The 14,098-nt window shown below is 60.2% G+C and carries 15 protein-coding genes and 1 tRNA gene; 11 read left to right on the top strand and 5 right to left on the bottom strand.

Annotation, left to right across the window (positions count from 1 at the left end):
• Positions 1 to 219: 219 nt before the first annotated feature.
• A tRNA-Met gene (locus OZ428_RS04255) sits at positions 220 to 296 on the bottom strand.
• Positions 297 to 487: 191 nt separating this feature from the next.
• Positions 488 to 1,039 (bottom strand): RNA polymerase sigma factor, encoded by a 552-nt coding sequence (locus tag OZ428_RS04260; protein ID WP_038842785.1) that lies wholly within the window; start codon positions 1,037 to 1,039, stop codon positions 488 to 490.
• Positions 1,040 to 1,301: 262 nt separating this feature from the next.
• On the opposite strand from OZ428_RS04260, the gene sctW reads away from it, so the two are divergent.
• From sctW to sctU, 11 genes are read left to right on the top strand one after another with little or no spacing between them, the layout of a single operon-like run.
• Entirely contained in the window at positions 1,302 to 2,366 is a 1,065-nt protein-coding gene (gene sctW / locus OZ428_RS04265; RefSeq protein ID WP_133074837.1) for a type III secretion system gatekeeper subunit SctW, read from the top strand.
• Positions 2,363 to 4,456 carry a type III secretion system export apparatus subunit SctV gene (gene sctV, locus OZ428_RS04270; RefSeq protein WP_269132790.1) on the top strand — a complete coding sequence of 698 codons (2,094 nt, stop codon included), beginning with the start codon at positions 2,363 to 2,365 and terminating at the stop codon, positions 4,454 to 4,456. Before sctW ends, sctV begins: the two co-directional genes overlap by 4 nt.
• 34 nt (positions 4,457 to 4,490) lie before the next feature.
• Positions 4,491 to 5,390: an FHA domain-containing protein gene (locus OZ428_RS04275; protein WP_269132791.1), complete on the top strand. Its 900-nt coding sequence runs from the start codon at positions 4,491 to 4,493 to the stop codon at positions 5,388 to 5,390.
• Positions 5,387 to 6,745, top strand: a complete 1,359-nt coding sequence (locus OZ428_RS04280; protein WP_330912299.1) for a FliI/YscN family ATPase — start codon at positions 5,387 to 5,389, stop codon at positions 6,743 to 6,745. The genes OZ428_RS04275 and OZ428_RS04280 overlap by 4 nt, the downstream gene beginning before the upstream one ends.
• Positions 6,732 to 7,160, top strand: a complete 429-nt coding sequence (gene sctO / locus OZ428_RS04285) for a type III secretion system stalk subunit SctO (RefSeq protein ID WP_133074833.1) — start codon at positions 6,732 to 6,734, stop codon at positions 7,158 to 7,160. The genes OZ428_RS04280 and sctO overlap by 14 nt, the downstream gene beginning before the upstream one ends.
• Complete coding sequence (locus OZ428_RS04290; RefSeq protein WP_269132792.1) at positions 7,157 to 7,615, top strand: type III secretion system HrpP C-terminal domain-containing protein; 459 nt, start codon at positions 7,157 to 7,159, stop codon at positions 7,613 to 7,615. Before sctO ends, OZ428_RS04290 begins: the two co-directional genes overlap by 4 nt.
• Positions 7,612 to 8,625 (top strand): FliM/FliN family flagellar motor switch protein, encoded by a 1,014-nt coding sequence (locus tag OZ428_RS04295; RefSeq protein WP_269132794.1) that lies wholly within the window; start codon positions 7,612 to 7,614, stop codon positions 8,623 to 8,625. The genes OZ428_RS04290 and OZ428_RS04295 overlap by 4 nt, the downstream gene beginning before the upstream one ends.
• Positions 8,622 to 9,275 (top strand): type III secretion system export apparatus subunit SctR, encoded by a 654-nt coding sequence (sctR, locus tag OZ428_RS04300; protein WP_269132795.1) that lies wholly within the window; start codon positions 8,622 to 8,624, stop codon positions 9,273 to 9,275. Before OZ428_RS04295 ends, sctR begins: the two co-directional genes overlap by 4 nt.
• Before the next feature lie 7 nt (positions 9,276 to 9,282).
• A complete protein-coding gene (gene sctS, locus OZ428_RS04305; RefSeq protein WP_033896937.1) occupies positions 9,283 to 9,546 on the top strand; it encodes a type III secretion system export apparatus subunit SctS in 264 nt (87 codons plus the stop codon).
• Positions 9,547 to 9,556: 10 nt separating this feature from the next.
• Positions 9,557 to 10,345 (top strand): type III secretion system export apparatus subunit SctT, encoded by a 789-nt coding sequence (gene sctT / locus OZ428_RS04310; RefSeq protein ID WP_269132796.1) that lies wholly within the window; start codon positions 9,557 to 9,559, stop codon positions 10,343 to 10,345.
• Positions 10,342 to 11,439: a type III secretion system export apparatus subunit SctU gene (gene sctU / locus OZ428_RS04315; RefSeq protein WP_033896939.1), complete on the top strand. Its 1,098-nt coding sequence runs from the start codon at positions 10,342 to 10,344 to the stop codon at positions 11,437 to 11,439. The genes sctT and sctU overlap by 4 nt, the downstream gene beginning before the upstream one ends.
• Here sctU and OZ428_RS04320 read toward each other — a convergent pair whose 3' ends face one another.
• The 3 genes from OZ428_RS04320 to sctC are packed head-to-tail and all read right to left on the bottom strand — an operon-like array spanning position 11,440 to position 14,029.
• Complete coding sequence (locus tag OZ428_RS04320) at positions 11,440 to 11,778, bottom strand: transcriptional regulator (RefSeq protein ID WP_269132797.1); 339 nt, start codon at positions 11,776 to 11,778, stop codon at positions 11,440 to 11,442.
• A gap of 11 nt (positions 11,779 to 11,789) precedes the next feature.
• Positions 11,790 to 11,993, bottom strand: a complete 204-nt coding sequence (gene hrpT, locus OZ428_RS04325) for an HrpT family type III secretion system protein (protein WP_033896942.1) — start codon at positions 11,991 to 11,993, stop codon at positions 11,790 to 11,792.
• The gene (gene sctC, locus OZ428_RS04330) at positions 11,990 to 14,029 is read right to left on the bottom strand and encodes a type III secretion system outer membrane ring subunit SctC (protein WP_442964816.1); all 2,040 of its coding nucleotides are present in this window, start codon (positions 14,027 to 14,029) and stop codon (positions 11,990 to 11,992) included. The genes hrpT and sctC overlap by 4 nt, the downstream gene beginning before the upstream one ends.
• Positions 14,030 to 14,098 lie beyond the last annotated feature (69 nt).

Raw genomic sequence — 14,098 nt, forward strand, 5'->3', positions numbered from 1 at the left:
ATGCTTGGAAGTAAATGGCTTTGGATGTCAGGTGTTTCCGAGGGGCGCGCGGGAACCCCCGCAAAACTGAAGGCGAAATGGGGTTTCAGGAAGGAGGGCGTTCAGGAGAAGGCGCTGTGAGGCTGCGGTGTTTTGGAACGTCAGAAACAAGAAAGCCCGCACTAGGCGGGCTTCTTGAGGTGATTCATAGACTGCTGTAGACATCTATGGATCGGTACTTGGTGGCTACACAGGGACTTGAACCCCGGACCCCAGCATTATGAATGCTATGCTCTAACCAACTGAGCTATGTAGCCAAGTGGCGCGCATTATTCGCGTAGAACGGGAATGCGTCAAGTATTTATTTTGAATTTTTATCTACGCTTTCAACTGTTTAAGCGAAATCAGCGGATCTGGCGACGAGTGGATCAGTATTCGCCCTGCCGAGGCCCCGCAAAATGTGATCGCGTTGAGCAGATATCCCTGCCGCTCAACGCGTGCACTGACGCTAAGGGTGTTTCGGGTTGTGCGTGGCGCGCTTGAGCTGTTCACGGGCCCGTGACAGGCGTGAGCGCACGGTGCCGATAGGAATGTCCAGTGCGTCGGCTGTGTCCTGATAGCTACCGTCGGTTTCCAGTGATGCGTACAGCGTCTTGCGCATTTCCGTCGGCAGATGATCGATAGCGCTCAGGGTTTTTTCCAGGCGACGGTTGACCTCAAATTCCCAATCCAGATTGTGGTTGTCCTCCTGGCCGTGCCAGAGCGACTCATCAAACTCGCAATGCACGGGCTTGGCGTACAAGCGCCTGAAGTGATTGCGGATCAGGTTTTGCGCGATACCGCACATCCACGTACTGAGCGTGGCATTGCCGCTGAAACGCTCTCGGTTGCGCCAGGCTTCCAAGTAAGTCAATTGCAGAAGATCATCCGCATCTTCCGGGTTGAGTACGCGCTTATGAATGAAGCGCCGCAGTTTTTTTTGCTGGTCGTCTGTCAGGTGAAGCATGAATTGAGGCGAGCTGCCAACGAGGTGCGCTAAAGCTTCAATAGGGATATTCATGATTGTTTCCTTGGTGTAGACGCAGTCGAAAAGGTGTCGACGGGAACCCCTTTTGCACTGGCTATGCCAAGAAAATAATTTTCATAACTTTATGATTTATATCGATAATTTTTTTTGAAATGTATTTTTTCGTGCAGCCCTTTGCATAGAGCCTTGAAGGTCTGTGCAAGTCTTTTCAAACTTTTCGTGTGATCTGACTTTTTGGAACCATTTGCGCTGGCCTTGCCACACAGGGAAACACTCTTCCTGTTCAGGTCTGTCCATGAAAGTCGAATCCTCCCCGGATGTGCAAACGGTCCAGCCGCTGGATCAACCTGCCGTCAGCCCGGCCTCCACGCCGGCGCCGGCTTCTGGCATGGATGAGCTCGCCCACCTGTTCAACCTGGAAGTGCAAAACAACAGTCAACCGTTGAGTCAGCGCATGATGAGTGTGCGCGTGCCGCCGGCCGAGCAGCTCGCGCAAATTTATGATCAGTTGGGCCACCCTGCCCAGGCGACCCTCGCGAGCCTTTCGCGCCGTATCCGTTGGCAGTTGCTGCAGCATCCCCATGTCGACAAATTGCTGGAACTGGCGGGTGGAGACCCCGCCCGTGCGTTCGTGGTACTCAAATATGTGGCAACCCAGGCCGATGTTGAAATACGCCCATCGGAAGCCGCGTTGGCCCGTGATGCAATTGCCAAGCTGGAGGTCCGCTTCAAAGGGGAGATCCAGGCTGGCCTGAACATTGCCGTGGCGCTGCAAGCGGCGGGTACCGATCCACAGGAGCGCCAGGCGCTGCGTACGCTCTACTACGCCAGTGTGGTCGCGCGTCAATCGTTGGCGACGATGATGCAGGCGTTGCTGGGGGTTTATGGCGAAGAACGGCTTGCCGACGGGCTCAAGATGATGCGCAAGGCTTTGGCGGACGACATTGCGGCCAAGGTGTCGTCACTGCCAACGCCGCTGTTGCGTACCCTGTTACTGGGGCTGCAAAGCTGTGGACAGTTGAGCGGCGTGTTGGCCGGTTGCAATGCCCTGATGCAGCGCCTGGGTATCGATCATGATGCCGTGAGCCTGCTGCAACGCCTGCTGGGTTACGCGGGCGCCGGTATCGCGGCTGCTGAAATCCTGCGGCTTGGAAGCGACCTGTCAGGGAGTTCGAATGCCCAGCAATTGCTGGCCCTCAATGCGCTTTATCCCGTGGTCCAGCAATTGCCTTTGGCGATATGGCTCGACGGTCGGGTACGCGAAGAGACCTTGCGTGGCTTTCTGGCGGTGATCGGTGAGCTGGACCGGGTGACGCGTGGCCCCGCGCGTTTTCCGGGTGAGCTGGGGGTTATGGCGTGACAGCGCTTTCGGCCATCAACGGTTTTCTGCTCAAGGTCGCGCAACGCGCAGAAGTGCTGGGCGCCGTGGTGGTGATGGCCATCGTGTTCATTTTTATCGTACCGCTGCCCACTTGGCTGGTGGACATCCTGATCGCGCTCAACATCTGCATCTCATGCCTGTTGATCGTGTTGGCGTTGTACCTGCCAGGCCCCCTGGCGTTCTCTTCGTTCCCGTCGATCCTGCTGTTGACCACCATGTTTCGCCTGTCTCTGTCGATTGCCACGACACGCCTGATCCTGCTGGAGCAGGACGCCGGAGACATCGTCGAGGCCTTCGGCAACTTTGTAGTGGGCGGCAACCTCGCCGTGGGGATGGTGATCTTCCTGATCCTGACCCTGGTCAACTTCCTGGTCATCACCAAGGGCTCGGAGCGAGTGGCCGAAGTGGCCGCGCGTTTCAGCCTGGATGCGATGCCCGGCAAGCAGATGTCCATCGACAGCGACTTGCGCGCCGGTTTGATTGACGGCATGCAAGCGCGGGACAAACGGGAGCAGTTGTCCCGTGAGAGCCAATTGTTCGGCGCCATGGACGGCGCCATGAAGTTCGTCAAAGGCGACGCCATCGCTGGCCTGATCATCGTTGTGGTGAACTTGCTGGGTGGTTTTTCCACCGGCATGTTTCAGCACGGCTTGAGTGCTTCCGAGTCCATTACGCTGTACTCGGTATTGACCATCGGCGACGGCCTGATCGCACAGATCCCGGCGCTGCTTATTTCCCTCACCGCCGGCATGATCATCACCCGTGTGGCGCCGGACGGACGCAAGGGCGCCAGCAACATGGGCGCCGAAATTGCCCGGCAAATGACCAGCGAACCCAAGAGTTGGATGATCGCCTCGGTAGGCATGCTCGCCTTTGCCGCGGTACCCGGCATGCCCACTGGAGTGTTTATCCTCATCGCGCTGGTCACTGGCAGTCTGGGGTACTACCTGATGCGCCAGCGTCAACGGCAGGAGCAACCTGCTGCAGAAACCGCCGAAACGGTGCGTCCTGAAGAGAACGGGCGTGAGGACTTGCGTGGGTTTGATCCGTCGAGGCCCTACCTGCTGCAATTCTCCCCGGTGCTACGGGGGACGCCTGAGGTGACGGATCTTGTTCACTCGATCCGCCAGGCCCGAAATGCACTGGTCGCCAATATCGGCTTGACGCTGCCACCGTTCGAGGTGGAACTCGACGACTCACTGGACGACGACGAAATGCGCTTCTGTGTCCACGAAGTGCCCATGGTCAAGGCATCGGTGGTCAGCCATGTGGCGGTGGAGCGTAAAGCGCTGACGGTTGAGCCGGCACATGCCATTCCAGGATTGGTGGAGCGCGATGAACAGGATTGGCTATGGCTGGCACCGGATGATCCGCTGCTCGATGACCCGCAGTTGGAGCGCTTCACCTCGGCGAGCCTGATCGTCGAGCGCATGAAGCAGGCGATGATGCTCAGCGGGCCGCAGTTCCTGGGGATTCAGGAGAGTAAGTCGATCCTCAGTTGGCTGGAGCACAACCAACCCGAACTGGTCCAGGAACTGCAGCGGATCATGCCGCTGTCGCGGTTTTCGGCAGTACTGCAACGCCTGGCCAGCGAGGGTGTGCCGTTGCGCGCCGTACGGCTGATCGTTGAGTCGCTGATCGAGTACGGCCAGCATGAACGCGAGCCGGACGCGCTCGCCGACTACGCGCGCATTGCGCTCAAGGCACAGATCTACCACCAGTACAGCGAAGCTGACGGCCTGCATGCCTGGTTGCTGTCGCCGCACACTGAAAACATCCTGCGTGAGGCGCTGCGCCAGACCCAGACCGGGGTGTTCTTCGCCCTCGATGACGAACACAGCGCGGCGTTGGTCAGCCTGCTCAATCAAGCCTTTCCCGTTCGCCCCAAACTCAAGAGCGTGATGCTGGTCGCACAGGACTTGCGCAGCCCGCTGCGCACGATGTTGCTGGAGGAGTTCAACCACGTGCCGGTGCTGTCCTTCGCTGAGCTGGGCAGCTCTTCCAAGGTCAAGGTGCTGGGGCGCTTCGACCTGGGCCAGGACGAGTTGATGCGTGGTGCGGTGGCATGAAGACTTGGCTATGTCAGGCCTGGGGGGCTCGCTGATGTTCGAATTGCGAGTGCTTGATGGGCGGCATCAGGGGGCAGCGCTGCCCTTGTTCGGGGAGCAGTGGAGCATCGGTGCCCACGCTGATGCTGACCTGGTGCTGAGCGATCCAGGCGTCGCCGAGCAGCATGCCCGGCTGCGACTCATCGACTCGAACTGGTCGGTGCAGGCTGAGGCCGGGTTGTTGCAAGGTGCAGAGGGTCAGGTGCTGGCTCAGATTGCCCATCTGGCGCCGAACGCCACGTTTCTGGTGGGCAACGTGCGGTTGTGCGTCACGTTGGCCGATGAGCCCTGGCCCCAGGCTGCAGCCTCTGCACCGGAGGTGTCGCCACGGGTCAGTGAATCAGTGCCGGTGCTTAAGTTGTCGGCCATTTCGCACACTCAGCAGAAGCGTCTGATTACGCTGGTGCTGGTGGTGACGGTGATCTTCATTGTGGTGGGCATGGCGTCCACCGGGAAGCCTGAGGCCCAGGCCTCGCTGATGCCGCCTGTGGTGCAAAAGCACGAACTGGCCTCACCGTTTGAGGTCCGCCAGCAGTTGTTGAAGATGCTCGGCGAACGTGAATTGAACCAGCGCGTCAGCTTGCAAGTGATCAACGGGCAGGTCGCGCTCAGTGGGGACGTCTCACAGGATGATGTTGAGCTGGTCGCACGCATGCTCAGCCGTTTTGGCGAGCAGTTCGACAGCGCCGTGCCGGTGATCAGCCGTGTGCGCGTACGCGATGGGACGTTGCCGTTCAAGATTGTGCAGATCGTGGGCGGGCCCAATGGTCACGTGGTTCTGGAGGAGGGCAGCCGCTTGTTTGTCGGGGATGAAGTCGACGGCCTGCGCCTGGTGCTGATCGACAACAGCAAGGTGGTGTTCGATGGCGTACAGCGCTATGAGGTGCGCTGGTGAGTGCGGAACTGCAAGCACGCCTGGAAGCCTGGCAGCAACGCCAGTTCCAATCGTTGGCCACCTTCGCACCGGTGACCATGCGGGGGCGCATCCAGCGCGTCAATGGCATGTTGTTGCAGTGTCGGCTGCCTCAAGCGCGTATCGGTGATCTGTGTCGGGTCGAGAAAAAGCAGGGCGACTACATGCTGGCCGAGATCATCGGTTTTGATCAGCAGGACGCGGTGCTCAGCGCCCTGGGCAATCTGGAAGGCGTGCAGGTGGGCGCGGGGGTGGAGCGTCTTGGGGTCTCGCATCGGGTGCAGGTCAGCGAGGCTTTGCTGGGCCAGGTGCTGGACGGCTTCGGGCGACCGATCACGGGAGAAGGCCCGAGTGCGTTTGTCGAGGCTGACTCGCCGGACTCCAGCGCCGTGTTGTGCGAGGCACCGTTGCCGACTGATCGACCGCGCATCAACCGCGCCTTGGCCACCGGTGTGCGTTCGATCGATGGCCTGTTGACGCTGGGCGAGGGCCAGCGCGTGGGCCTGTTCGCCGGGGCCGGTTGCGGCAAGACCACCCTGTTGGCCGAGATCGCTCGTAACGTGGAGTGCGATGTCATCGTGTTCGGCCTGATCGGCGAGCGGGGTCGGGAACTGCGTGAATTCCTCGATCATGAACTCGATGAGCAACTGCGTTCCAAGGCCGTACTGGTGTGCGCCACGTCCGACCGTTCCAGCATGGAGCGAGCCCGTGCAGCCTTTACGGCCACGGCACTGGCTGAGGGTTTTCGGCGCAAGGGCAAGCGAGTGCTGCTGCTGATCGACTCCCTCACCCGATTTGCCAGGGCCCAACGTGAGATCGGCCTGGCCGCTGGCGAACCCCTCGGGCGCGGTGGCCTGCCGCCTTCTGTGTACAGCCTGCTGCCGCGTCTGGTAGAGCGCGCCGGGTTGACCCGTGAGGGGGTGATCACGGCGATCTACACCGTGTTGATCGAGCAGGACTCCATGAACGATCCGGTGGCCGATGAAGTGCGCTCGTTGCTCGACGGCCACATCGTGTTGTCTCGCAAGTTGGCGGAGCGTGGGCACTATCCCGCCGTGGATGTGCTGGCGAGCCTCTCGCGGATTCTGAGCAACGTCGCCGAGCCTGTGGATATCCAGGCGGGCACGGCGTTGCGACGCTTGTTGTCGGCCTATCAGCAGATCGAACTGATGCTCAAGCTGGGGGAATACCAGCCCGGCAGCGATGCCTTGACCGACCTGGCGGTGGACAGTCGCCAGGCGGTGGACAATTTCCTGCGCCAGGACTTGCGTGAGCCTGCGCCGATGGCGACGACGCTTGAGCAACTTAAGGAGCTGACAGCCTATGTCCCCTTCTGATGGGCTGCTCGGCGAAGTCGAGACACTGCGCCGCCTGCGCCGGCATCGGGCAGACCGAGCCGAACGTGCCTTGCGGGAGGCGAAGCGGGCCCAGCAGGCCCTGCTTGCCAATATCCGCCAGGCCGAGGATGCACTTGAGCAGATCCGCCGTGATGAGGCTGAACGAAGCGCCCAGTTGCTCAGTGAGCACCAGGGCCAGGTATTGAACCTGCAGGCGCTGAAGTCCTGGGGCGCGCAGGAGCGTTCCTTATCGGCCAATACCCGGCGGGGCATGGGGCAATTGGAAGCCTTGCAGGGCCAGCAGGAAGAACGACAGACCTGCGTCGGCAGAGCCCAAAAGCAGGTCACCGCCTGCCTGCGGCAGGTGGAAAAACTTCAGGAGTTATCTCTTTTACTGGCGCAGGAGCCAACATGATCCAGGTTTCAGATAAACCCGCCGAGCGTCCACGCCCGCGTGAAAGACGAGAGGAGCGAGAACCTGCAATGGCGGGCGTCCTGCCTGCGGAGCTGACGCGATTGTTTTCCCAATTGTGGGCGGATGAGGGGGAGGGCTCTGGGGCAGGGCCTCAGCTGTCGGGAACCAAGGCGTCGAGCGCTGCAGCCATGATCGAGGCGCTGGCCGAGCAACTGGTACCTCGTCTGCAGGCCGCGTCGCAGTGGCCGCTGCAGGCGGTGTTGTACTTGCCCCGCCTGGGGCGGATCAACGCCAGTGTGCGCCGTGAACAGAGCGCCTGGAGTATCGACCTGGACGCACAAGATGATGCGACGGCGCGCTGGCTGAATGGCGTGCGGCAACAGGTTGAGGACCGCTTTACACAATCGTTGGGGCAAACGGTCAGCCTGCTGCTTCCCTCTGTCGGGGCTGCATGATGATTCCGGCAGTGCCGCTGCCTCGGGTCAGTGGCGACATAGTTGCCGCACGCCGTCGTCTCGGGCGCGGCTTGCGCTTGCCCTTCGACGTCGCGGGGCAGCGTGGTGAGCTGTGGCTCGAACCGGGTCGTGCGCCCACTGCGGGCCAGCCATTGTGTTTCGAAACGGCACGCGGGGTGTTGGCGCTGGCCGAGGCTGGCCCCTTGCTCAGTCTGCTGGGCGAATGCCCGGTGACCTTGGCCAAGACGGGCAACGATCCGGACTCCTGGTTCTGGGCGTTGTTCCAACACCACCTGAGCCCGCAGGTGCAAACACTGCTGGGCCATGTGCGACTGCTGGACGTCGAGCGTCCCAAGGGGTTTGGTTGCCGACTCAGCGTGACGCTGGGGGCCTCCCGGGCAATGGGCTATCTGTGGCTGACGGCCGAGAGCTTCCTCGCGTTGTGTGATGCCGGGTCGTGGCGCAGCAACGCCGCGCCGTTGTCAGCGTCGTTTCAACTGGCAATTGCCGTGACCCTTGGACGCCTGCAATTACCGATTGCACAGGTGCGTGGCCTGCGGGCTGGGGATGTGCTGATACCAGAACAGAATTTTTTCCAGGCCCAGGGCGCTGGCCACGTACAGGTTGGCAGGCAGCGGCTGCATGGGCGCATTGACGATGACGCAGGCGCGTTGTGTCTGACACTGACTTCGATTGAGGGCACCTCCATGGATGAAGAATTTATCGCTCCCCATTACTCGGGGTATGACGAAGATGAACCCGTTGTGGACGTATTCGGCCATGAGCCCTTCGACGAGTTGAGCATGGCGTTGAACATACGCTGCGGAACACTGAACCTCACCCTGGGCGAGTTGCGCAGCCTCGCCCCCGGTGCCGTACTGGGTGTCGCCGGTTATGCGCCCGGCATGGCGGGTCTCTATTACGGCGACCGGCCGATCGGCCTGGGGCAGTTGGTGGAAGTCGACGGGCGCCTGGGCTTGCAGTTGTCCCGCGTGATGTTCGCCGGATGATCCTGCAAGGGCTGGATCCCTTAGTTCTCGCGGTCTTCCTGGCGGCATTGTCATTGATGCCCATGCTGTTGATCGTCTGTACCGCGTTCCTGAAAATTGTGATTGTGCTGATGATCACCCGCAACGCCATCGGTGTGCAGCAGGTGCCGCCCAGCATGGCCGTCAATGGCATCGCACTGGCGGCCACGCTATTCATCATGGCCCCGGTGGGGTATGAAATCGCCGAGCACGTCAAAGCCTCGCCCTTGGACTTGAGCAACGTGCAAATGCTCCTGCAGACAGGAAACGAGGCCATCAAACCGCTACGTGCCTTCATGCTGCGCAACATCGATCCGGATGTGCTGACGCACCTGTTGGAGAATTCCAAGCGCTTGTGGCCTGCGCAGATGGCCGAGCAGGTGCAGCGCGAAGACTTGATCCTGGTGATCCCGGCCTTCGTGCTGTCGCAGCTGCAGGCGGGGTTCGAGATCGGCTTTCTGATCTATATCCCCTTCATCGTGATCGACCTGATTGTTTCCAACCTGCTCCTGTCGTTGGGCATGCAAATGGTCTCGCCGATGACTATTTCCCTGCCGCTGAAATTGCTGTTGTTCGTGATGGTGTCCGGCTGGTCCCGGTTGCTCGACAGTCTGTTCCTCTCCTACCTCTGAGTGCCGTATGGAACCTATCGTGCTGTTCAAGCAGGGCATGTTGCTGGTGGTGGTGCTGTCGGCGCCGCCGTTGATCGTGGCGGTGGTGGTGGGGGTGTTGACGTCTCTCGTGCAGGCATTGATGCAGGTACAGGACCAGACATTGCCCTTCGGTATCAAGCTGGTGGCCGTGGGTATCACGCTGATCATGACCGGCCGCTGGATTGGCGTGGAGTTGATCCAACTGATCAACCTGACCTTTGAAATGATCGGCCGCTCGGCCCTGAACTGAGGCCCAACCCATGCTGCTCTATCTCGAATACCTGCCCAGCCTGGTGATCGGCATGGCGCGTATCTACCCGTGCGGCATCCTGGTGGCGGCGTTCTGTTTTCAACACATCCGAGGCATGCCGCGGCACACCCTGGTGATGGTCATGGCGTTGATGCCCGCACCGGGTATTCATGCTGCATTGGCGGGCCAGGATTACTCCGCAATCATGCTGGCTGCGTTGGTACTCAAGGAGGTGGCCCTGGGGATTTTACTGGGGGTGCTTCTGGCGATGCCGTTTTGGATGTTCGAATCAGTGGGGGCGCTGCTGGATAACCAGCGGGGAGCCTTGGCGGGTGGGCAACTCAACCCTTCGTTGGGGCCGGATGCAACGCCGATCGGGCATATGTTCAAGCAACTGGCGATTTTCCTGCTGATGACCAGTCTCGGCTTGGGCACGCTGACCCAGGTGATCTGGGACAGTTACCTGATCTGGCCGCCCACCCTGTGGTTTCCGCTGCCTGCGGTGAATGGCTTTGATGTGTTTATCGGCCTGCTGGGGGATACGTTCACCCACATGATGCTCTATGCCGCCCCCTTTATTGCGGTGTTGCTGTTGCTGGAGTTCGGCATCGCACTGTTGGGGGTCTACAGCCAGCAGTTACAGGTGAGTACCCTGGCGCCACCGGTCAAGAGCCTGGCGGGCATTGGCATCCTGTTGTTGTACTTTGCGCTGCTGCAGGATCTGATCGTCGGGCGTATAAGCCTGCTGGGCGACCTTAAACATTCATTGGGCGTTTTGCTCAAGGTCGCAGTGCCATGAGTGACTCAGGCGAAAAAAAGCACCCGGCGTCCGCCAAGAAACTGCGTGACCAACGCAAGAAAGGCCAGGTCGCCCAGAGCCAGGATGTCGCAAAGCTGCTGGCGCTGACAGCGATCAGTGAAATTGCCTTGGCCACCGCCGAGACCAGCCTGCAACGCTTCCAGCAATTGATGCTGTTGCCGATGTCACGGCTGAACCAGCCTTTCACGCGTGCGCTGGAAGAGGTGCTGTTCGACGCGCTGGGGGTGTTCTTTTCATTTGCCCTGTTGATGGCCGGGGTCGCGATTACCACGAAGCTGATCAGCAGTTGGATGCAGTTCGGACTGCTGTTTGCGCCGGAGGCCTTGAAGATGGATTTCAATCGCCTCAACCCCGTCAGTCAGGTCAAGCAGATGTTCTCTGCCCAGCAGTTGATGAACCTGCTGATGAGCGTGGCGAAAGCCTTCCTTATCAGTTTGATTCTGTATGTGGTGATCTGGCCCGCAGTGGGCACGCTGATCAACCTGGCCACCAGTGACCTGCAAAGCTACATCGTGGCGTTGATCGCGCTGTTCCGTCATCTGCTGCACGTGTGCCTGGGCATGCTGCTGGTGCTGGCGCTTGTCGACATGATCCTGTCCAAGCACTTTTTTGCCAAGCGCATGCGTATGACCCAAGTAGAAGTCGTCAAAGAGTACAAGGACATGGAGGGCGACCCCCATGTGAAAGGGCAACGCCGTTCGTTGGCGTACCAGTTGGCTCAGGAAGAACCAAAGGTCAAGCTGCCCAAGCTCGAGGAGTCCGACATGCTGGTGGTCAACCCGACGCACTATGCCGTCGCGCTGTATTACCGTCCGGGTAAGACACCACTGCCGATGTTGGTGAGCAAAGGTACGGATGATGAAGCCCGCACATTGATCCGCCGCGCCAAGGCGGCCGACGTGCCGGTGATCCAGTGTGTCTGGCTGGCGCGCACGCTCTACACGAAAAAACTGGGCGCTGGTATCCCTCGCGAAACCTTGCAGGCCGTGGCGCTGATTTACCGAACCCTGCGTGAGCTCGATGATGAGGCCAAGCGCGAAACCCTGGAACTTCCCGAGCTTGAGCGACGCTGATCACGTGTCCAAGGCTTGCAGGGTGGCCAGCGACAGCATCCGGCTGAGGATCCTGTCGAGCGTGCTGGCGGTTGCCGGCAGTGCATGCCAGATCACCAGGGCGTGCTGAGGGTCGAGGTAGATAAAGCAGCCATCGAACGCGACTGCCTGCTCAAAGCGTCGCTCCAGCACCCGTTGCAATTGCCCGGTCTGCAAAGCCTCACGCGCGATGCACAAGGCCAAGCCTGGTCGCTGGCCGGCGCGTTGTGCGCAAACCTTGATGCCGGGCGCCAGGGGCAGGTGAGCGGCTGCGCCACTCACCAGGTTGTCGAAAAATGCCTGCCTTGGGTCGTCGGGCATATCCGGATGTCTCATCGTTCCAGTGATACCGTTTGGTAATCCGCCCGCTCACCGGAGGGGGCGGGCTCGACGCGCATCTGCGGCGGCCACCAGATCACCATTTTGTCTTGGCTCGATTGCGGGCGTGAGCATGAGTCACCTTTGCACGTCGGCGTACAGCCGGTGAAGAGCATTGCGGCGCCGATCAAGGTGACGCACAACAGTCGGTTCATCATGGTGTGGCCTTCTGAGCTGGAGTGATCATAGAGGGACGGGGCACACTGAGGTGTTCATCCTTCACCACCGGGCGCATGGCGATAAATACCTCGGCTTCTTCACCCGGCTTGAGCCATGCGCGCGGCCAGACGGTGACCGCCAGGGTCTGCGAGTTGCTGCATTCCTTTTCATCGATACGCACATTACGTTTGAACTGGTTGCGCAACACCACAACCGCCACGTTGTATTCCGGGCCGGCGTACCACTGGCTGCGTTCGCTATTGAGCGCCAGTAAATCACGGGTGCTGCACAAGGTGTTCAGCGCCAGAGGCATAGGTGCCGCACTGAAAGACTTGGGGACTTCTCCACTGACCAAGCGCGCCAGGGTGGTGATGATGTCACTGCGTTTGATCACCGGCTGATGCGGTGAGTAGCGCCTGGCCAGTGGTGTGAGGGCCGCTTGCAACTCGGCCTGGTCGTCCTGTGGCAAGTAGCGCGACGGGTCGTCCTGGTCCCCGATCACGCGGGGAGTGAGGATGAACAAGCGTTCACGTCGATTGTTGTGGCGTTCTGTCGAGGAAAACAGCGCCTTGCCCAGCAACGGAATATCCCCCAGCAACGGGATCTTCTTTTGCTGGTCGGAACTGTCGGTGACATGGAAGCCACCCACTACCAGCGAACGCTTCTCCTGCATCACGGCCTGCGTGCTGACCTTGCCCCGTCGAACATCGGGGTGATTGGGGTCTCGCTCGGGGTTGGTTTCGTCGAAATTACCGTCTTCGATATCGATGGCCAAATGGATCTGGTGAACGCCGCGCCCCGTCGTTACCCGGGGAACCACTTGGAGGCTGGTGCCCACCGTGACGGGCAAAATGGTTGCGTAATCTCTACCGGGAGTGATGTATTGGGTGCGGTTGAAGTCGATCACCGCCGGCTGGTTTTCCAGGGTGAGCACCGACGGGTTGGAGACCATGGTTGCCAGCCCCTTGGCCTCCAACGCGCGGATATCGGCGTAGAAACGATCACGGTTTTCAATCGACACCTGCGACGAGGTGCCAGGCGCCATGTTGACGCCGCCGCGGAAGCGGCTGTTCTGGAAACCCCAGTTCACCCCGAATTCGCGCAATTGCGTACGTTCGATATCAAGAATGATCGCATCGATTTCGATCAGTTTGCGGGCGACGTCAAGTTGGGTGATCAACTCGCGGTACATGGCCTGGCGTTCCGGCAGGTCATAGATCAGCACGGCGTTATTGCGCACGTCGGCTTCGACGCGGATGCGGCTGTTGGATGTCGGTGCCCGCGTGGTCATTGTGGGTCCGGCGTTCAACTGCCCTGTGTTGCCATTTGCACCGAGCATTTGGCCCAGCAACGGGTTGCCCAGCCGAGGCACGTTGGGGGTTAGAGGGGATGGCTGGGATGAGGCGGGTTGGCTCATCCCCGAAAGCGTTGAGGCGGAACGGGGTTCCAAGAGTCCCCGCAAAATGCTCGCGACGCCGGGAACGACGAGTTTTTCACCTCGGTAATCCACGGTGCGGTCTGCCGCGTTGGCAAATTTGAGCGGGTAGCTGAGCACGCTCTGCTTTTCGTCCGCCGAGCGGCGTTTGCTGCTGAACTGCTTGATCTGTTCGATGTAGGTTTTGGGGCCGGAAACCAATACGACACCGTCTTCGGGCAATTCGCCCCAGCCGAAACGGCTATCAAGCAGGCCGATATCGGTCAGCGCTTGCTTGAGGTCTGAAATAGTTTCCGAGGAGACTTCCAGGCGCGCGGATTCCTGCTGGTCCAACTTACTGATGAACAGGGTGTTGTTGTAGAGATACCACTGAAACCGGTGTTCAACCCCGAGTCTATCCAGCATGGACTGTGGGGTATTTGCGCGGATCTTGCCGTTGACGTCACCCTCCAGCAGGCCTTCGATTTGCAGTTGCGTGCCAAAGGTCTGGGCGAAGTCGTCGAGCACTTCCCGCAGCGGTTTATGGTCGGCCTCGTAGCCGTAGGCGGTGTTTTTCCATTCTGAGGGGATGGCTGCAAGCAGGTTGTGCGCTGGAGCCATTACGCAGGCTAATAGAGCCAGCCATTGCCATTTCGCGCGTCTGGATGAAGTGTCAGGCGGATCAATATG

Source organism: Pseudomonas sp. GXZC (assembly GCF_026967615.1).
Taxonomy (GTDB): domain Bacteria; phylum Pseudomonadota; class Gammaproteobacteria; order Pseudomonadales; family Pseudomonadaceae; genus Aquipseudomonas; species Aquipseudomonas azotoformans_A.